Source organism: Stenotrophomonas sp. YJH_SMC_130, from assembly GCF_059369035.1.
Map to the genome: position 1 here is coordinate 67223 of NZ_JCAFSH010000007.1, position 16978 is coordinate 84200.

At 66.4% G+C, this 16978-nt stretch carries 19 protein-coding genes; 13 read left to right on the top strand and 6 right to left on the bottom strand.

Going from position 1 to position 16978, the window contains the following annotated elements:
* Positions 1-100: 100 nt before the first annotated feature.
* Complete coding sequence (locus AC5P5V_RS11145) at positions 101-289, top strand: hypothetical protein (RefSeq protein ID WP_134967998.1); 189 nt, start codon at positions 101-103, stop codon at positions 287-289.
* 86 nt (positions 290-375) lie between these two features.
* A complete protein-coding gene (locus tag AC5P5V_RS11150) occupies positions 376-1158 on the top strand; it encodes a 3-hydroxybutyrate dehydrogenase (protein ID WP_231352750.1) in 783 nt (260 codons plus the stop codon).
* A 38-nt stretch (positions 1159-1196) separates the two neighbouring features.
* On the opposite strand, the gene AC5P5V_RS11155 is transcribed toward AC5P5V_RS11150, so the two are convergent.
* From AC5P5V_RS11155 to AC5P5V_RS11165, 3 genes are read right to left on the bottom strand one after another with little or no spacing between them, the layout of a single operon-like run.
* Positions 1197-1655 (bottom strand): SRPBCC family protein, encoded by a 459-nt coding sequence (locus tag AC5P5V_RS11155; protein ID WP_134967997.1) that lies wholly within the window; start codon positions 1653-1655, stop codon positions 1197-1199.
* Positions 1656-1657: 2 nt separating this feature from the next.
* On the bottom strand, positions 1658-1972 hold the full coding sequence (locus AC5P5V_RS11160) for an ArsR/SmtB family transcription factor (protein WP_005416268.1): 315 nt from the start codon (positions 1970-1972) through the stop codon (positions 1658-1660).
* An 11-nt stretch (positions 1973-1983) separates the two neighbouring features.
* Positions 1984-2439, bottom strand: coding sequence for an SRPBCC family protein (locus AC5P5V_RS11165; RefSeq protein ID WP_134967996.1), 456 nt, complete (start codon positions 2437-2439; stop codon positions 1984-1986).
* Positions 2440-2673: 234 nt separating this feature from the next.
* On the opposite strand from AC5P5V_RS11165, the gene AC5P5V_RS11170 reads away from it, so the two are divergent.
* Together AC5P5V_RS11170 and AC5P5V_RS11175 are read left to right on the top strand one after the other, a co-directional pair.
* The gene (locus AC5P5V_RS11170; protein WP_134967995.1) at positions 2674-3261 is read left to right on the top strand and encodes a TetR/AcrR family transcriptional regulator; all 588 of its coding nucleotides are present in this window, start codon (positions 2674-2676) and stop codon (positions 3259-3261) included.
* Between the two features lie 92 nt (positions 3262-3353).
* Positions 3354-3854: a hypothetical protein gene (locus AC5P5V_RS11175; RefSeq protein ID WP_061477880.1), complete on the top strand. Its 501-nt coding sequence runs from the start codon at positions 3354-3356 to the stop codon at positions 3852-3854.
* 11 nt (positions 3855-3865) lie between these two features.
* Here the strand turns inward: AC5P5V_RS11175 and AC5P5V_RS11180 are convergent, their stop codons facing one another.
* From AC5P5V_RS11180 to AC5P5V_RS11190, 3 genes are all read right to left on the bottom strand, one after another.
* On the bottom strand, positions 3866-4333 hold the full coding sequence (locus tag AC5P5V_RS11180; RefSeq protein WP_495215883.1) for a chemotaxis protein CheW: 468 nt from the start codon (positions 4331-4333) through the stop codon (positions 3866-3868).
* Positions 4334-4430: 97 nt separating this feature from the next.
* On the bottom strand, positions 4431-4874 hold the full coding sequence (locus tag AC5P5V_RS11185; protein ID WP_134967993.1) for a BLUF domain-containing protein: 444 nt from the start codon (positions 4872-4874) through the stop codon (positions 4431-4433).
* 95 nt (positions 4875-4969) lie between these two features.
* On the bottom strand, positions 4970-5971 hold the full coding sequence (locus AC5P5V_RS11190; RefSeq protein ID WP_134967992.1) for a helix-turn-helix domain-containing protein: 1002 nt from the start codon (positions 5969-5971) through the stop codon (positions 4970-4972).
* A gap of 337 nt (positions 5972-6308) precedes the next feature.
* Here AC5P5V_RS11190 and AC5P5V_RS11195 point away from each other — a divergent pair, with 337 nt between their 5' ends.
* From AC5P5V_RS11195 to AC5P5V_RS11235, 9 genes are all read left to right on the top strand, one after another.
* Positions 6309-8885: a TonB-dependent receptor plug domain-containing protein gene (locus AC5P5V_RS11195; RefSeq protein WP_134967991.1), complete on the top strand. Its 2577-nt coding sequence runs from the start codon at positions 6309-6311 to the stop codon at positions 8883-8885.
* A 116-nt stretch (positions 8886-9001) separates the two neighbouring features.
* Positions 9002-9583 carry an FMN reductase gene (msuE, locus tag AC5P5V_RS11200; protein ID WP_134967990.1) on the top strand — a complete coding sequence of 194 codons (582 nt, stop codon included), beginning with the start codon at positions 9002-9004 and terminating at the stop codon, positions 9581-9583.
* A gap of 156 nt (positions 9584-9739) precedes the next feature.
* Positions 9740-10102, top strand: coding sequence for a DUF3088 family protein (locus AC5P5V_RS11205; RefSeq protein ID WP_061477874.1), 363 nt, complete (start codon positions 9740-9742; stop codon positions 10100-10102).
* A 14-nt stretch (positions 10103-10116) separates the two neighbouring features.
* Positions 10117-11094 (top strand): MsnO8 family LLM class oxidoreductase, encoded by a 978-nt coding sequence (locus AC5P5V_RS11210; protein ID WP_134967989.1) that lies wholly within the window; start codon positions 10117-10119, stop codon positions 11092-11094.
* 19 nt (positions 11095-11113) lie between these two features.
* Positions 11114-12457, top strand: coding sequence for an LLM class flavin-dependent oxidoreductase (locus AC5P5V_RS11215; RefSeq protein ID WP_134967988.1), 1344 nt, complete (start codon positions 11114-11116; stop codon positions 12455-12457).
* 4 nt (positions 12458-12461) lie between these two features.
* Positions 12462-13682 (top strand): M20 aminoacylase family protein, encoded by a 1221-nt coding sequence (locus AC5P5V_RS11220; RefSeq protein ID WP_134967987.1) that lies wholly within the window; start codon positions 12462-12464, stop codon positions 13680-13682.
* Complete coding sequence (locus AC5P5V_RS11225) at positions 13679-14230, top strand: GNAT family N-acetyltransferase (RefSeq protein ID WP_134967986.1); 552 nt, start codon at positions 13679-13681, stop codon at positions 14228-14230. Before AC5P5V_RS11220 ends, AC5P5V_RS11225 begins: the two co-directional genes overlap by 4 nt.
* Complete coding sequence (locus AC5P5V_RS11230; RefSeq protein ID WP_269217122.1) at positions 14227-15972, top strand: amino acid ABC transporter permease/ATP-binding protein; 1746 nt, start codon at positions 14227-14229, stop codon at positions 15970-15972. The genes AC5P5V_RS11225 and AC5P5V_RS11230 overlap by 4 nt, the downstream gene beginning before the upstream one ends.
* A 16-nt stretch (positions 15973-15988) precedes the next feature.
* Positions 15989-16966 (top strand): ABC transporter substrate-binding protein, encoded by a 978-nt coding sequence (locus tag AC5P5V_RS11235; RefSeq protein ID WP_061477870.1) that lies wholly within the window; start codon positions 15989-15991, stop codon positions 16964-16966.
* The last annotated feature ends 12 nt before the right edge of the window (positions 16967-16978 follow it).

The window sequence follows — 16978 nt, forward strand, 5'->3', positions numbered from 1 at the left end:
ATGACATGCAACGCGGTTCTTCATCTCTTCGCCCTGTACCGGGTTCTGCTGGCCGGCTGTGCCGGTAGCTCGGAGGAACACGCCTCAAGCTGCGAGAACATTGAGCGCTTGGAACCTGCGGCGGCTTGCTGTACCTGCCGGGTATGCATTCGAGCAGCAAGGCGTCAGGCAGAAGGTCACGTTCACCGACGACCTGTCGCCGTTCAACCGCGACTTCGTGCTCTTCCTGGAGGCGATACGGAAGGCCAATCCGCTGGCGAGCGTTGACTGGGCGAGCATCCGATTCTAGCGGTGGGCCGGTATGTGCCGATGCCATTCAACAAGGGCTGGCCCGTGGAGCTACACTGGCTTCCTACGCCTAATGGAAGCTCGCCCATGTTCTCCGGAAAGGTTGCGGTGGTCACCGGCTCCACCAGCGGTATCGGTCTTGGCATCGCCACGGCGCTGGCCCGGCAGGGTGCCGATATCGTATTGAATGGCTTTGGCGAGGCGGCGGAAATCGAACGCATCCGTTTCCGGTTGGAAGCTGAGTTCGGCGTGCGCGTGGCGCATGACGGTGCTGACCTGTCGCGGGGCGAGGCAGTGCGAGGCATGATCGACCGCGCAGTTGCGAAGATGGGGCGCATCGACATTCTGGTGAACAATGCCGGCATCCAGCACACGGCGTCGATCGAGGAATTTCCGATCGAGAAGTGGGATGCGATCCTGGCGCTGAACCTGTCGGCGGTGTTCCATGCAACGGCAGCGGCCTTGCCGCACATGAAGCAGCGGCGCGCAGGCCGCATCATCAACATCGCGTCGGTACACGGCCTGGTGGGCTCGGTGAACAAGTCGGCCTATGTGGCGGCCAAGCATGGCGTGGTCGGGATCACCAGGGTGACCGCGTTGGAGAACGCGGGCACCGGCATCACCGCCAATGCGATCTGCCCGGGTTGGGTGCGGACCGCGCTGGTAGAGCAACAGATCACTGCGCTGGCCGAGCGCGAAGGCACCGATCAAGAGACCGCTGCCCGCGAGTTGCTGGCCGAGAAACAGCCCTCGCTGCAGTTCGTGACGCCCGAGCAACTGGGCGAAATGGTGGTGTTCCTGGCCTCGGATGCTGCAGCGCAGATCACCGGCACGGCGCTGCCGGTGGATGGGGGCTGGACGGCGCGCTAGCTGGCCGGCATCGGCCGCGTTGCCGACGCCGCCGCCGTTTACTGCGGCTTCGCAAACACATCCAATCCCTTGCCCGTCTCCAACAGCGACTTCAGGCTCGACAGCACGATCGGCCAGCCCTGGCGGATGCCGGTATCCATGCCGCTGCCGGGTTCCAGCTCGTCGTGGGTAACGGTCAGCCGCACCATGTCCTGGTAGGGCACGATCTCGAAGGTGACCCGGCTGTAGGCATCGGGATTGTCGGCCTGCGAGGCGGCGGCCCAGGTGATGACCAGCCGCGAGGGCGGGGTGCTTTCCACCACTTCGCCGACCAGCTCGACCGAGCGCGTTTCGTTGGCGCGCACGTGCTGCCAGCGCGAGCCGGGTTTCCAGTCCGAGACATTCTCGTGGCCCCAGTAGCGACTGGCGATCTCGGGGCGGGTGATGGCCTCGAACACCTTCTGTGGCGTGGACGCGATGTAGATCACGTGGATGAAGCGGGTTGACTCTACGGACATCGTCATTCTCCTTCCAGTTCGCGTTTCAGGTCATGCAGCAGGCTCAGGCGCTGCTGCTCGAACTTGCGTACCCAGCGTTCGTAGACTTCATGCAGCGGCACCGGGTTGATGAAGTGCAGCTTCTCGCGGCCACGGCGCACGGTGCTGATCAGGTTGGCGTCTTCCAGCAGGCCCAGGTGCTGGGTGACCGATTGCCGGGCCATGTCCAGGTGTTCGCAGAGCTGGCCCAGGGTCTGGCCGTTGTCTTCGCAAAGCAGGTCCAGCAGCGTTCTACGCGTGGGGTCTGCCAGTGCCTTGAACACCTTGTCTGCATTCATGCGGGGCGTCTTCAGTTCCAGTTGTCGATCCTGATGTCGTGTGGATTGGGCTGGCCCTTGCCGGTTTCCAGCAGGGCCTTGAGGCTCAGCAGGAAGACCGCCCACTGGGTGCTGCAGTGGGAGGTGAACTCGACGCGTTCCTTCCAGCCTTCGTGGGTGAACAGGACGATGCAGTAGTCGCCTTCCTGCTTCAGCGCAAAGCGCGCATGCGTGCCCATCCATTCGGCGGGGCCGGCCAGGAACTGCCAGAGCACCAGTTCGCCAGGAACGAGCTGTTCCAGCTGCATTTCCATGGCGCCGATTTCCTGGCCGCTGTTGGTGAAACGGACCTTTACCGTGCCGCCGACGTTGCAGTCGCCATGGGTGTCTTCGGCCCACCAGGCGGCGACGCCTTCAGGGGTGGCCAGTGCTTGATACACCTGGCTTGCGGGGGCCTTGATGCCGACCCGGTGTGCGATATCCACCATTGCAGGTTCCTCGCATGGGCAGGCAGGCGACCCCCTTGGGATGGACTATATGCAGGTAAATGCCTGCATGTCAAATCCCGCCACGAATGCCCGGGCGTGGTAGTGCCGGCCGCTGGCCGGCATCCCGGTGGAGTTGGGTGCGTGCAGTTGCCGGCCAGCGGCCGGCACCACCAGATGATGCCCACCCGGCCGCGGATAGTTGACAGGGCATCAACCTACTAGTAGGTTGACGGCATGAAAGAGCCGCTCTCGCCCAAGGCCCAGGAGATCCTGGCCCACGCCCGTTCGCTGCTGGAGGCTGGTGGCTACAACGGTTTCAGCTACGCCGACGTGTCGGCGCGGGTGAACATCAGCAAGGCCAGCATCCATCACCATTTCCCCAGCAAGGTGGACCTGGTGCGCACGGTGGTTGAGCTGTACCGGGCCGAGGCGCGCGAAGGCCTGGCGCTGCTGGACCGGCAGCTGGACGACCCGCTGCAGGAGCTCAACGCCTATGTGGACTACTGGTCGAGCTGTATTGCCGGTGGCACGTCTTCGTTCTGCATCTGCGCGATGCTGGCGGCAGAGGCGCCGATGATCCCTGCGGAGATTGCCGAAGAAGTACGCGGGCATTTCGAGGACTTGAGTGGCTGGTTGGCGCTCACGTTGGAAAAGGGCGCGGCGCTGGGTCAACTGCGCCTGCAGGGTCCGGTGGCCGATGAGGCCAGAGCGTTCATGTCATCGGTGCATGGCGCGATGCTGGCCGCGCGCGGTTTCGGCGATGCGGCGACGTTTGCTGCGCTGGCACGGCTGGCCATCGCGCGGGTGAGCGCGGCTGCCTGATAGATGTGTGGTGGGCCTGCGGCAACGTAGGCCTTTTCTTTGATTCAGAAGTCTACCTACTAGTAGATTCAATCAACCCTTGGAGATGTTCCATGTCGCACTCTCTGTCCACGCTGGGCGTGATCCACACGGCCGTCAGCCTTGTACCGGTGTTCGCCGGCCTGTATGCCTTCATTCGCCATCGCGCGATCGACCCCGCGACACGCTCCGGCAAGCTGTACCTGCTTGGGCTGGTGCTGTCGGTGGCAACGTCGTTCACCGTCTCCAGTACGGGCGGGATCAACCCGGGCCACGCATTCGGAGTGATTGTGCTGCTGGTGGCGTTCGGCGGCGTGCTGGCGGCCCGGCTGCGCTGGCTGGGTGGCGCCGCACCTTACGTGTCGACATTTGCGCTGTCTTTCAGCTTCCTGCTGTCGCTGGTGCCGGGCGTGAATGAAACGCTGACACGGTTGCCGGCAGCGCATCCGATTGCTGCGGCGCCGATGGCGCCGGTGGTGCTGCACACGCTGCTGGGATTGGCGGTGGTGTTTGTGATCGGCTTTGCCGCGCAGTGCTGGCGCATGCGGGTTCAACCGGTTCGCAGGCGCCCTTGAGCAGAGGCGCCTCAGTCCCGCACCGCGAGCGCGGCCAGCAGCGACTGCGGTTCGATCAGCGCAGCCGAACGTGTGGCATCCACCCGAACGTGCCGGCTGCAGAAGTTGAACGGTCGACCCTGCGCCGGCGAGGCTGCGTCTGGAGATGCGTCCGGTGTTTCGATTTCCAGCACTTCATCTACCGCCAGCGCCAGGGTTGCGGTGCCGACGCTGATCAACAGCATGGCTGGGCTGCCGCCATCGAATGCCGGTTGCCCGCTGAGCCTGCGCAGGTCGGCCACCGGCAACGGCTGCCCCCGTACCTCCAGGCTCCGCCTGCCATGCTGGTCCGCAGGGCCGAAGGTCTCTGGGCCGCGTATTTCCACGGCCAGCTGTACGTCGATCGCGAACAGGGCGGTGCCTGCGCGCAGGACGACAACCTCGAACAACTCGGCGGGCGAGGCACGTGTTTCCGTTGAAGGTTGAGCAGGTACAGGCATGCTGTGGATCTGGCAGGAACGATGGGTAACGCGGCTTGAATGATGACGTGCGCAGGGAGCACGCGGCCGCGTGGGACTACGCGCGCAAGGCGGCGGTTCAGCTGGATCCGACGGGCGCATGGCGGGCACTGAGCGCGCCGATGCGCGGAAAGTGCGGACCCAGCAGGCCGACGAGCTGATCCATGCCCGGAACGGAATGGCCGAATTCGTCCCATCGCGCATTGACCAGGCCGGACACCACGACCTGCCCGGTCTCGATGCGGGTCATGGCCCAATAGGGAACAGCACGCGTGCTGATCGCCATGTCCAGTACCGGCACGACGGCAGCATGCGATCGGCTGTCCTGGATGCGGCGCTTGACCGCTTCCAGCCCGTCGGGCGGACCTTCGATGTACTGGAAAAACCGCTGCCCGTCGACGAGCAGCGCTCCGGTGACGTCCACGCGACGGTTGAACGTGGCAGAGCGGGAGACGATCTGCCGGAGCATTTCATCGGAAAGCGCAGCCGACATGTGGCTGGAGTAGGCAAATGCGTGGAGCATGGAAGGGGCTTCTTGTGACGCCCGTCACTATACGTGGGGCGCCGTAGCCTGCCGTGAGCCTTTCCTCACGCATCACCGGGGAGTGATGCGTTGGATCAGCAGCCCACCAGCCGGTCCGCGCCAATTCCGCCGCGATGCTGGCTGCGGTATTCGGTAGGACTGGCGTCCACCTGACCGCGGAAGTGCCGGCGGAACGACTCCTGCGAACCAAAGCCGGCCTGCTCGGCAATCCACTGCAGCGGCCGGTCAGTGGTTTCCAGCAGCTCGCGGGCGAATGCCACGCGCTCGCGGATCAGCCAGTCGATCGGCGACAGGCCGGTGGCTTCCAGGAACTGCCGCTGCAGCGTGCGCTGGCTGAGCGCGGCCTGCTCGGCAAGACTGCCCAGCGAGTGCGGCTCGCGCAGGTTGCGGCGCATCCATTCCATCAGTTTTGCCAGACGCGAGGGCTCGCCATGGGGAATGGCGCGGCTGACGCGCTGGCTGCGCCCGGCATCACGCCATGGCGCCAGCACCAGCCGCTCGGCCACCAGGTTGGCCACGCGCGCGCCGTAGTCCTTGCGCACCATGTGCAGCATCATATCCATGCCGGTGGCCGAGCCGGCCGAGGTGATGATGCTGCCGGTATCGACGTACAGCACATCTTCGCGCACATCGATGCGTGGGAAGTCGCGCGCCAGCGCTTCGGTGAGGCGCCAGTGGGTGGTGGCCGGGCGACCGTCGAGCAGCCCGGCCCAGGCCAGCACGAATGCACCGGAGCAGATCGAGGCGATGCGCGCACCACGCGCGTGGGCGCGGACGAGTGCATCGAGCAGCGCCTGTGGCGGACGCTCGCTGGGTTCGCGCCAGCCGGGAATGACGATGATGTCGGCGTCCTCAACCGTGCTGAGATCGCAGGGCAGCTGCACCTGTGCATTGCCGAGCATGCGCAGTGCACCGGGTTCACCCGCGCACAGCTGGGTGCGGTACCAGGCCACGCCCAGTTCTGGCCGCACCGGTGCGAACAGGCCAACCGCACAACCGAATTCGAACAGCCCCTGGCCGTGGCAGGCAACGATGGCGACGAGCGGTGCGCTGGGATCGGCGGGTGGGCTGGGCATGGCTTGATGCTACGGGTGGAGATGCGTGGCGCTGCGTGGTGCGCGGGCATGAGGTGATGCCGGGCAGGCATATGGAGCGGTCGCTCCCTTCCTGTAGACCCGCGCCCACGCTCGGTTCAGTGCCGGCGGGGGGATGCATCTGACGCCGTCGCGAAGAGCAGCCGAGCGTGGGCTCGGCTCTACAGGCAGCCGCGCACCGTTGCGGCCGCCTAACGTCATTACCAGCGGTCATGTGGGTGGCCGGATGTTACGGCTGGGTGACGCGATCGCGCCTGTCGCGGTGGGTGAACAGGCCCTTGAATGGCAGCGTGTTTCCGGCCCACCCCCACGAGCCCCCATGCCTGCTGCCCATGCCCCTGTGCTGAACACTCTCGCCGTCCTGATCGCCAGCGTTCTGGCCGCATCGCCTGGCCATGCGGCTGATGCCGATGCGGATCCTGCTGCCACCGCTGCAACGGCCAACGTGGCAGCGTCCACGCTGGATGCGGTGGTCGTCACCGGGTCGCGCACCAGCACGCGCACGGTGAAGAACAGTTCCACCCCGATCGATGTGATTTCCGCAGAGGACCTTGCTGCAACTGGCCAGGGCAACCTGCTGGAAGCGTTGCAACGTTCGCTGCCGTCGCTGAGCCAGATCGGCGGCTACCAGAGCGACCAGGAGAGCCTGATCCGTGGCTACCAGCTGCGCAATCTCTCGCCGGGTTACACGCTGGTGCTGGTGAACGGCAAGCGCCGCAATGCCAGTGCCTATGTGAGTGGTGCCAACGGCGGCGGTTTCCCCGGCCATGCCTGGGCTGACCTGGCGTTGATTCCAGTCTCGGCGATCGACCATGTGGAAGTGCTGCGCGATGGCGCGTCGGCCATCTATGGTTCGGACGCGATCACCGGCGTGGTCAACGTGATCCTGAAGTCGCAGGCGCATGGCGGTGACCTGTCGGTTGAGAGCGGGCAGAGCATTGATGGCGATGGCTCGCGCACCAGCGTGCGTGCCAACGTGGGCCTGCCATGGGGCGCCGATGGCTTCGTCAACCTGTCCGGTGAAACCACCCGCCAGCATCATGCCATCCGCAGCCGCCGCTACATCGACGGCTACCTGAGCTACCCGGCGGTGGATGCCAATGGCAATCGGGTAGCGTTGCGCCCGAACAACCGGTTGCCCGCGGGTGCGTCGCCGAACCCGGCCGAGGCCGACCGCGATGCCGAGGCCAACATCATCCTCAGTTCGCCATCGTATGCGCTGAAGGCGTTTGCGGTGAACGTGGGCCATGGCCTGGGCGAGAGCGCGCAGTTCTACGCCAATGCCACCGCCAGTGATCGCACCGCGCAGGCGATCCAGAACTTCCGCCTGCCGGCGACCATCTTCACCACCTACAAGGCGCCGGGTGTGCTGAGCGTGTTCCCCGACGGGTTCCTGCCCGTGCTGGAGACCAAGGAGAAGCAGTACACCGGTACCGCGGGCGTGAAGGGCCAGATCGCGGGCTGGGACTACGACGCAAGCCTGACCGGCAACCGCAGCACGGTACGCACCTATACCCGCAATTCGGTGAACTACTCGCTGCCGTACCCCGGTTCGCCCACCGACTTCTATGACGGCAAGCTGGACTACCAGCAGGGCATCGCCAACCTGGACCTGCGCCGTGGCTTCGAGGTGGCCGCCTTTGCGTCACCGCTGGAAGTGAGCGCCGGCGCCGAGTACCAGCATGAACAGTATGAGCGCGGGGCAGGGCAGTGGGAGTCCTACACCGGCTTCGGTGCCGCCGCGTTCGTGGGCTACTCCACCGCCGATGCGGTGAAGGCGACGCGCAACAGCAAGGCGGTCTATGTGGGTGCGGCCAGCAACATCACCGCGCGCTGGTATCTGGATGCCGCTGCACGCTGGGAAGATCATTCCGACTTCGGCAGCGTGTCCACGGGCCGCCTGACCACGCGCTTCGACTTCACCGACGCGTTGGGTGTACGCGCGACGGTCAGTAACGGCTTCCATGCCCCCAGCTTGGGCGCGCAGTTCTACCAGGCCACCGGCAGCTGCCCGTGCGGCACCACGCTGGTGGCACAGGTGTCTTCGCCGGCGGCGATTGCGTTGGGTGCTACGCCGCTGAAGCCCGAGAAAGCCACCAACTACAGCCTGGGCGTGACCTGGGACCCGAGCCCGGCGTTCCACCTGGCCGTGGATGCCTACCATATCGACATCCGCGGCCAGCTCGGCCAGTCCAGCCAGATCGGTTACAACGCGCAGGACCCGGCGCGCATCACCGACAACAGCGGTACGGTGTTGAGTGCGGCGCAGAAGAACACCATCGATGCGCTGCTGGGTTCAGCCGGCATCAGCATCCTGCCGGGTGATGCGTTCTACGCCAGTTACTTCACCAATGTGGGCAATACCCGCACACGCGGTGTGGAGCTGACCCTGGAAGCAAACCAGGAAACGGCGTGGGGCAAGCTGCGCTGGAGCTATGCGGCCAACGTCGGCCGCACCACGATCCGGAAGGTCCGTGATATTCCGGCGGCGCTGCAGGGACTGCCCAACATCAACCTGTTGACCAAGAGCAGCGAGTACGCACTGCGCTTCCGCACGCCCAGCTACACCCAGGTGGCGGGCTTGGGCTGGCAGAACGGGCGCTGGCGCTCGAATGTCGACTTCACCTACTACGGCCCGATCAAGCGCCTGAACAACGGCGTGGAATACAGGCAGCCGCCGGTGCTGGTGACCAACCTTTCAGGTGCGGTGGAGCTGGGTGCGGGCTGGAGCGCGGCGCTGGGCATCAACAACGTGTTCGACAAGCGCACGCGCAAGGTGCCGGAGTACGCGCGCAGTGCTACCGATGTGGCCAGCATCGAGACGACGTGGGATTCGGGCGATGTGCTGAGCGGGATCGGGGCGTTCTGGTACGGGCGGATCAATTACCGGTTCTGAGGTGGAGCAGCCGAGCATGGCTCGGCTCTACAAAGGCAACAGCAGCCGAGCATGGCTCGGCTCTACAAAAGGCGAAAGGCGGCCGGCGGTAGTCCGGCATCATCGAGGAGCAGTTCATGTCTTCTGCATTGAGGGTGGTTGCAGTGGTAGGGTCACCGACCAGCTCGGCGACGTCGCGCACGTTGCTGCTGGTGCGGCACCTGTTGGCGTCGTTGCAGCAGCGGGTAAACGCCAGCGTGGAGCTGGTGGAGCTGGCGCCGATCGCGCGCTCGTTGGGGCAGTCGTTGTCGCGCGATGAGGCGGAGCCTGCGGTGGAGCAGGCGTTGCAGACGATCGAGGCGGCCGAGCTGCTGGTGGTGGCCGCGCCGGTGTATCGGGGGTCGTATCCGGGGCTGTTCAAGCACCTGGTCGACTTCATCGGGCTGGAGGCGCTGGTGGAGACACCGGTGCTGCTGGCGGCGACCGGTGGCAGCGAGCGCCATGCACTGGTGATCGACCATCAGTTGCGGCCGTTGTTCAGTTTCCTGCAGGCGCACACCCTGCCGATCGGAGTGTATGCCACGCCGGCCGACTTCGATGGCGAACACATCAACAGTGCAGCGTTGCAGGCGCGCATCGCGCTGGCGACCGAGCGTGCGGCCGGGCATCTGGCCGTGCAGGCGCCGGCGGTACCGGCGCCGCTGCGACGCATTGCCTGACGGCATAACCGACGGCGCTTTGCTTATGGCCAAGGCGCATCTGCATGGCCGGATCTGACCGCCGATTGTCGCCTGGTATCGCCACCGCAAGCACCGGCATCCCTAGCATCGAAATCGAAGCGGCATCGCATTGCCGGCCCTGATGAGGACACTCCCGTGGCGTTGGACGCAGCAAGCAAACCCATCCTGTTCCTGCTCGACCGCGAGTTCGAGGATGGCCAGATTCCTGGCCAGCGTTTCTTCTGCCGGCACAGCCTGCTGCTGGAAGGGGCGCTGTCGAGCATCGACGGCCTCGACGCGCAGCTGGATGTGCGCCGCATCGGCTTCGCGCGGCCACGCCGCGAGGTGATCGCCGAGATCGGCGAGCAGGACCAGTCGTTGCCCAAGCTGGTGCTGCCGCAGGGTGTGCGCAGCGAGCTGGCCAGTGGCGTGCATCAGGACCGCCAGTACATCTCCGGTGCCGAGCCGATCCTGGCCGCGCTGAACGGATTGCTTGGCATTCCTGTGGCCCACCCCTGAGCGAGGACGCGACCGTGAGCTATCTCATCAGTGTGCTGGACAAGAGCCCGGTGGCGGAGGGTGCCTCGCCCGAACAGGCGCTGCGCAACAGCCTGCAGCTGGCGCAGCGTGCCGAGCAGCTGGGTTACCACCGGTACTGGTTCGCCGAGCACCATGCTGCCCCGGCGCTTGCCAGCCCGGCGCCGGAAGTGCTGGCAGCCTGGGTGCTGGCGCAGACCCGGCGCATCCGCATCGGCAGTGGCGGGGTGATGCTGCGCCACTATGCGCCGTACAAGGTTGCAGAGAGCTTCAACCTGCTGGCGGCGTTGGCGCCGGGGCGCGTGGATCTGGGGGTGGGCAAGGCGCCCGGTGGCCTGCCAGCGTCGACTGCCGCGCTGGCGGCGGGACGCCCGGCATTCGCCGATTTCGACCAGCAGCTGCGCGACCTGGAGGGCTATCTGTCCGGTGCCGCGACCGAGGCGCTGGCGCGCCCGATTCCACAGCAGGCGCCTGGGCGCTTCCTGCTCGGGGCCAGCCCACAGAGCGCGAAGCAAGCAGCCGAGCTGGGCTGGCGCTTCGTGTACGCCGCGCACTTCGATGGCGACCCGAAACATATCGAGGCTGCGTTCGACGCTTACCGCAGCGTCTCCTCGCAGCCCCCGCTGCTGGCCACGGTGGCCTTCGCCGCACCGACTGCCGAAGCAGCAGCGCGTCATATCGGCGCGCTGCGCGTCTACAAGCTGCACCTTGGTCCGGGGCAGGCGGTGAACCTGCCCAGCCCCGGGGCGGCTGCCGAGTACGCGCGCCAGGTGGGCGTGGCCGACTTCCGCATCGAGGAAACGCGCCCCAGCGTGCTGTCCGGTGATGCGCAGCATGTGCGCGGCGAACTGGACGCGCTGCACCGGCGTTTCGGCGTGGGCGAGTTCATCCTCGACGCGCCGGTGGCCGACCTTGACGCACGCCTGACATCCCTCGAACTGCTGTCGCCTGCGCCGCGCGCGGCGGTGGCCTGACCTGCAGGAGCGATTCCCAATGAGCACGACCCCGCGCCACATTCCGTTCGGCATCATGCTGCAGGGCCCCGGCAGCCACATGCATGCCTGGAAGCATCCGTCCAATCCGGCTGATGCCAGCGTCAACCTGCAGTTCTACATCGACATCGCACGCACGGCCGAGGACAACGGTATCGCCTTCGGCTTCGTGGCCGACGGGTTGTATATCAACGAGAAGTCGATCCCGCATTTCCTCAACCGCTTCGAGCCGATCTCGCTGCTGTCGGCGCTGGCCACGGCAACGAAGAAGATCGGCCTGGCGGGTACGCTGTCGACGTCCTACAGCGATCCGTTCACCGTGGCCCGCCAGTTCGCCTCGCTGGATCTGCTCAGCGGCGGCCGTGCCGGCTGGAACGTGGTGACCTCGCCACTGGAGGGTTCGGGCCGCAACTATGGCCGGCCACACCCGGAACATGCGCTGCGCTACCAGATCGCCGACGAGTATCTGGAGGTGGTGCAGGGGCTGTGGGATTCCTGGGACGACGACGCCTTCGTGCGCGAGCGCGACAGCGGTATCTTCTTCGCGCCGGAAAAGTTCCGCCGCCTCGACCACAAGGGCCGCTTCTTCCAGGTGGAAGGGCCGCTCAACATCCAGCGTTCGCCGCAGGGCCAGCCGGTGATCTTCCAGGCCGGTTCGTCCGACGACGGCATCGCGCTGGCCGGCAAGTACGCCGACGCGGTGTTCACCCACTCGCCGTCGCTGGAGGAAACCCGCGCGTTCACCCAGAAGGTGAAGAATTCGGCGATCGCGCATGGCCGCAGCGGCAATGACGTGAAGATCTTTCCGGGCATCGGCCCCATCGTCGGCCGTACTGCCGAGGAGGCCGAAGCCAAGTACCAGGCGATCGCCACACTGGCCACGCTGGAGGATGCACTGGCGTACCTGGGGCGCTTCTTCGATCACCACGATTTCAGCCAGTACGACCCGGATGCACCGTTCCCGGAGCTGGGTGACATCGGCAGCAACTCGTTCCGTTCCACCACCGACCGCATCAAGCAGGATGCGCGTGAGAAGGGCTTGAGCCTGCGCCAGGTGGCGTTGGAAGCGGTGAGCCCGCGACCAAACTTCATCGGCACGCCGGAGCACGTGGCCGATGAGCTGATCCGCTGGTTCGATGCCGGTGCCAGCGATGGCTTCATTCTCGGCTTTGCCGCGCAGCGCGAGGGCCTGGACGATTTCGTGACCCAGGTATTGCCGATCCTGCAGACGCGGGGCTACCACCAGCGCGCGCTGGAAGGGCAGACGCTGCGCGAGCATCTGGGCCTGCCGTACAAGGCCAGCCGGTATGCGACCGACGCCGAACCGGCGCGGAAGGTGGGATAAGGCGATGAGCGGAGAGAACTCGGTAGCGCCGGGCCATGCCCGGCGGGATTCCGCGTCCATCGGCGTGCTGCCGGAAATCGCAGCACGCGCCGAGGCCGCCATTGCGATCCGTCATGATCTGCACCGGCACCCGGAGCTGGCCTTCGAGGAGCATCGCACCAGTGCCCGCGTGGCCGAGCTGCTGCAGCAATGGGGCTATGAGGTCACCACCGGCCTCGGCGGCACCGGCGTAGTCGGCACGTTGCAGCGCGGGCAGGGCAGCCGTCGCCTGGGCCTGCGTGCCGACATCGATGCTTTGCCGATCCACGAAGACTCCGGGCTGGCCTACGCCAGCCAGGCCGACGGCCTGATGCATGCCTGCGGTCACGATGGCCATACCGCGATCCTGCTGTCCGCCGCGCATTACCTCGCCCATCACGGCAATATCGACGGCACCCTGCAGCTGGTATTCCAGCCTGCAGAGGAGACGGGTTCGGGCGCGTCGAAGATGATGGCCGATGGCCTGTTCGAACGCTTCCCGGTGGATGCGATCTATGGGCTGCACAACTGGCCGGGCGTGCCGGTGGGTCATTTCGGCTTCGTCGATGGCCCGGCGATGGCGTCGGTGGACTGGGCGCGGCTGAAGGTGATCGGCAAGGGCGGCCACGGTGCGGAGCCGCAGGGCAGCGTCGACCCGATCCTGGTGGCTGCACACATCATCACCGCGCTGCAGAGCGTGGTCTCGCGCAATGTCGACCCGCGGCAGATGGGCGTGGTTACGGTTGGCTCGATTCACGGCGGGCAGGCCGCCAACGTGATTCCGGACGTGGTCGAGCTGAAGCTGACCGTGCGCGCCTATCTGCCGGAAGTGCGCGACACGCTGCGGCGGCGGGTCACTGAACTTGCCGAGCAGACCGCCGCTGCATTCGGCGCGCGCGCCGAGATTGAATTCCCGCGCGGCTTCCCCAGCGTGATCAACCACCCGCAGCAGACTGCGTACATCCGCGAGGTGGCGCTGCAGGGCTTCGGCGCCGAACAGGTGGTGCCCGACTTCGCACCGCGCACCGCCAGTGAGGACTTTGCCTTCCTGCTGCAGGCGCGGCCCGGCAGCTTCGTGTTCGTCGGCAACGGCGACAGCGCACCGTTGCACAGCCCACGCTATGTGTTCAACGACGCCGCCATTGCACCCGCTGCCAGCCTGTGGGCACGGCTGGCCGAAGACTATCTGGTGAAGGACGTGGCATGAGCAGCAACGAACGCTTCCTCTACACCTCGGTGGATGACCCACTGGCGCGGCCGCTGTTCGACGGCCTGGAGCAGGAGTACGACAGCCGCTACGCCGACGTGCGTCGACGCATCGGTGGCAGCGCCCGCGAGGAGCTGCAGCGCTATCCGGCGCAGGCCTTTGCGGCCCCGGTGGGCGCCTTCGTGCTGCTGCTGCGCGACGGGGTTGCGATTTCCGGCGGTGCGTTCATGCCGCACCGTGATCCGTATACCGCCGAATTCAAGCGCATCTGGACGCTGCCCGGGCTGCGTCGCCAGGGCATTGCGCGGCGCGTGCTGCAGGAGCTGGAAGAGCAGGCGGCGCGGCAAGGGTATCGGCGGGTGTTCCTGACGACGGGCTTCCGCCAGCCTGAAGCTGTTGGCCTGTACCTCAGCCATGGTTACACCGCGCTGTTCGATCTGGATGCGGATACCGAAACCATTGCGCATCTGCCGTTCGAAAAGCACCTGCGGGCACCGGCGCCCCCCATCGTGCCTGCGCAGACCCAGCTGCAAGGAGCCCACGCGTGAGCACGCCTTCGACCGCGCTGGATGGCATTGCAACCCGGCCGGCGCCAGCGCCGGCGCTGAAGATCGTGCCGGCCCGGCATCCGCTGCAGGTCTTCGGCACGGTGCTGGCACTGGCGCTGATCCTGATCGGGCTGCAGTCCGTGCTGGGCAATCCGCGCTGGGGCTGGGGTACCTTCGCCGAATGGTTCTTCGCGCGCCCAGTGCTTGAGGGACTGGCCCGTACGCTGCTGCTGACCGCGCTCGGTACTGGCCTCGGCTTCGCCTTGGGCACGTTGCTTGCGCTGGCCCGCGTCTCCGGCTCGCCGCTGCTGTCGGCGGTGTCGTGGGGCTACGTGTGGCTGTTCCGCTCGATCCCGCTGCTGGTGCTGTTGCTGCTACTGAACAACCTGGGCTACCTGTACAGCACCATCGAGCTGGGCGTGCCGTTCACCGGCATCAACCTGTTCTCGTACCCGACCACGCAGCTGATCGGTGTGTTCACTGCCGCGGTGCTGGGCCTGACCCTGAACCAAGCCGCGTTCTCGGCCGAAGTGATCCGCGGCGGCATTCTGTCGGTTGACCACGGCCAGTACGAGGCCGCGGCCGCGCTGGGCCTGCCACGTGGCCGCCAGGTGCGCCGCATCATCCTGCCGCAGGCGATGCGCTCGATCCTGCCGGCCGCGTTCAACGATGTGATCGGCCTGGCCAAGAGCACGTCGGTGGTCTACGTGCTGGCGCTGCCTGAGCTGTTCTACACGGTGCAGGTGATCTACCGCCGCAACCTGGAGGTGGTGCCGCTGCTGATGGTGGCCACGGTCTGGTACCTGGTGATCCTGACCGTACTTTCACTGCTGCAGCGGCGCGTGGAGCAGCGTTTCGCGCGCGGCCAGCTGCAGCGCGAGCGCTCGGCATCGCACGTGTCATCGCTGCTGCGCGTGCAGAGTGATGCTGCGCCGCGCGTGATCCACCGACCGCGCATCGCCACCCAGGTCGAAGCGGGCGAGGGTGCGGCGGTGTCGCTGCATGGCGTTGGCAAGGTGTTCGGCGATCAGCCGGTGCTGGAAGACGTGAACCTGGACCTGCGCGCCGGCAGCGTGACGGTGCTGATCGGCCCATCGGGCGCCGGCAAGTCCACGCTGCTGCGGCTGATCAACCACCTGGAGCGTGCCGACAGCGGCTACGTGACCGTCGGCGGCCAGTTGATCGGCTACCGCCGTGACGGTGACACCCTGTACGAACTGCCCGAGCGTGAGATCCGCCGTCGGCGTGCCGAAGTGGGCATGGTGTTCCAGGGCTTCAACCTGTTCCCGCACCTGACCGCGCTGGAGAACATCATCGAAGCGCCGATGGCAGTACGCGGTGTGCCGCGCGCGCAGGCCGAGCAGCAGGCGCGCACGCTGCTGGAACGGGTCGGCCTGGCCGACAAGGCCGATGCCTTCCCGCGCCAGCTGTCCGGTGGCCAGCAGCAGCGCATCGCGATCGCCCGCGCGCTGGCGTTGCAGCCAAAGGTACTGCTGTTCGATGAGCCGACCTCGGCGCTGGACCCGGAGCTGGTGGCCGAAGTGCTCAGCGTGATCGAAGAGCTGGCCCGTTCCGGCACCACGCTGGTGATCGTCACCCATGAGCTGGGCTTCGCCCGCCGCGTGGCCGACCACGTGGTGATGATGGACCAGGGACGGGTGATCGAGCAGGGCACGCCCGAGGCCCTGTTCGAGCGCCCGCGCCAGCAACGCACCGCCGATTTCCTGGCCAAGACCCTGTAACCCCGGAAGGAACACCATGAGCCCTGCAGCACCGCGTCGCCCCTCGCGCAGCACCCTGTTGATCGTGGCGGTGCTGGTCATCGGCATTGCCGGCATCGTCTATTCGCGCGTACGCCAGGCACCGGATGCCGGCACCGTGGCCGCGACCAGCCTGGCCGGTGCGAACACGGCCGTGCTGAAGGGCACGTTTGACCCGAAGGCGCAGGCGTTGATCCCCGCCGGCTATCAGTTCGTCACCCCTGGTGCGTTTACCGTAGCCACCCATCCGGGGCAGCTACCGCTGGCCGACTACGGCGCGGACAGCAAGGACGTGGTCGGCATCGAGCCCGACATCGCGCGGCTGATTGCCGATGCGTTGGGCCTGAAGCTGGTGATCGTGCCGGTCGCGTGGGCGGACTGGCCGCTGGGGCTGGAATCGGGCAAGTACGATGCGGTGCTGTCGAACGTGACGGTGACCGAAGAGCGCAAGAAGAAGTTCGACTTCTCCAGCTACCGCTACGATCTTCTGGGCATCTACACGCGCAGCGATGGGCCCATCCAGAAGATCGAGAAACCCGCTGATGTGGCCGGGCTGAAGGTGGTGGTGGGCGCCAGCACCAACCAGGACCAGATCCTGCGGCAGTGGGACCGGCAGAACATTGCGGCCGGCCTGAAACCGGTGGAGTACCAGTACTTCGATGACGCCGTGGTCGGCCGCTTGGCGGTGATCACTGGCCGCGCCGATGTCTCGTTCGAGCCCAATGCCACCGGCGCCTACTCGGCACGCGATGGCAAGGTGCGGCGCGTGGGCCTGTTCCCCGGGGGCTGGCCGAACGCTGCGGCGATCTCGGTGACCACGCGCAAGGGCAGCGGCCTGGCCGATGCGGTGACGCAGGCGTTGAACACCCAGATCGGCAGCGGCACCTATGCGCAGGCATTGAAGCGCTGGAACGTGGCCGAGGAGGCGGTGCCGCAATCGCAGACCAATCCGCCGGGCTTGCCGACGCTGCAATGACACCGGGCGTGG

Excerpts from the sequence above, each read along its gene's own strand:
- AC5P5V_RS11150 (WP_231352750.1), top strand. The coding sequence starts at position 376 with ATGTTCTCCGGAAAGGTTGCGGTGGTCACCGGCTCCACCAGCGGTATC.
- AC5P5V_RS11155 (WP_134967997.1), bottom strand. The coding sequence starts at position 1,655 with ATGTCCGTAGAGTCAACCCGCTTCATCCACGTGATCTACATCGCGTCC.
- AC5P5V_RS11160 (WP_005416268.1), bottom strand. The coding sequence starts at position 1,972 with ATGAATGCAGACAAGGTGTTCAAGGCACTGGCAGACCCCACGCGTAGA.
- AC5P5V_RS11165 (WP_134967996.1), bottom strand. The coding sequence starts at position 2,439 with ATGGTGGATATCGCACACCGGGTCGGCATCAAGGCCCCCGCAAGCCAG.
- AC5P5V_RS11170 (WP_134967995.1), top strand. The coding sequence starts at position 2,674 with ATGAAAGAGCCGCTCTCGCCCAAGGCCCAGGAGATCCTGGCCCACGCC.
- AC5P5V_RS11175 (WP_061477880.1), top strand. The coding sequence starts at position 3,354 with ATGTCGCACTCTCTGTCCACGCTGGGCGTGATCCACACGGCCGTCAGC.
- AC5P5V_RS11180 (WP_495215883.1), bottom strand. The coding sequence starts at position 4,333 with ATGCCTGTACCTGCTCAACCTTCAACGGAAACACGTGCCTCGCCCGCC.
- AC5P5V_RS11185 (WP_134967993.1), bottom strand. The coding sequence starts at position 4,874 with ATGCTCCACGCATTTGCCTACTCCAGCCACATGTCGGCTGCGCTTTCC.
- AC5P5V_RS11190 (WP_134967992.1), bottom strand. The coding sequence starts at position 5,971 with ATGCCCAGCCCACCCGCCGATCCCAGCGCACCGCTCGTCGCCATCGTT.
- AC5P5V_RS11195 (WP_134967991.1), top strand. The coding sequence starts at position 6,309 with ATGCCTGCTGCCCATGCCCCTGTGCTGAACACTCTCGCCGTCCTGATC.
- msuE (WP_134967990.1), top strand. The coding sequence starts at position 9,002 with ATGTCTTCTGCATTGAGGGTGGTTGCAGTGGTAGGGTCACCGACCAGC.
- AC5P5V_RS11215 (WP_134967988.1), top strand. The coding sequence starts at position 11,114 with ATGAGCACGACCCCGCGCCACATTCCGTTCGGCATCATGCTGCAGGGC.
- AC5P5V_RS11220 (WP_134967987.1), top strand. The coding sequence starts at position 12,462 with ATGAGCGGAGAGAACTCGGTAGCGCCGGGCCATGCCCGGCGGGATTCC.
- AC5P5V_RS11225 (WP_134967986.1), top strand. The coding sequence starts at position 13,679 with ATGAGCAGCAACGAACGCTTCCTCTACACCTCGGTGGATGACCCACTG.
- AC5P5V_RS11235 (WP_061477870.1), top strand. The coding sequence starts at position 15,989 with ATGAGCCCTGCAGCACCGCGTCGCCCCTCGCGCAGCACCCTGTTGATC.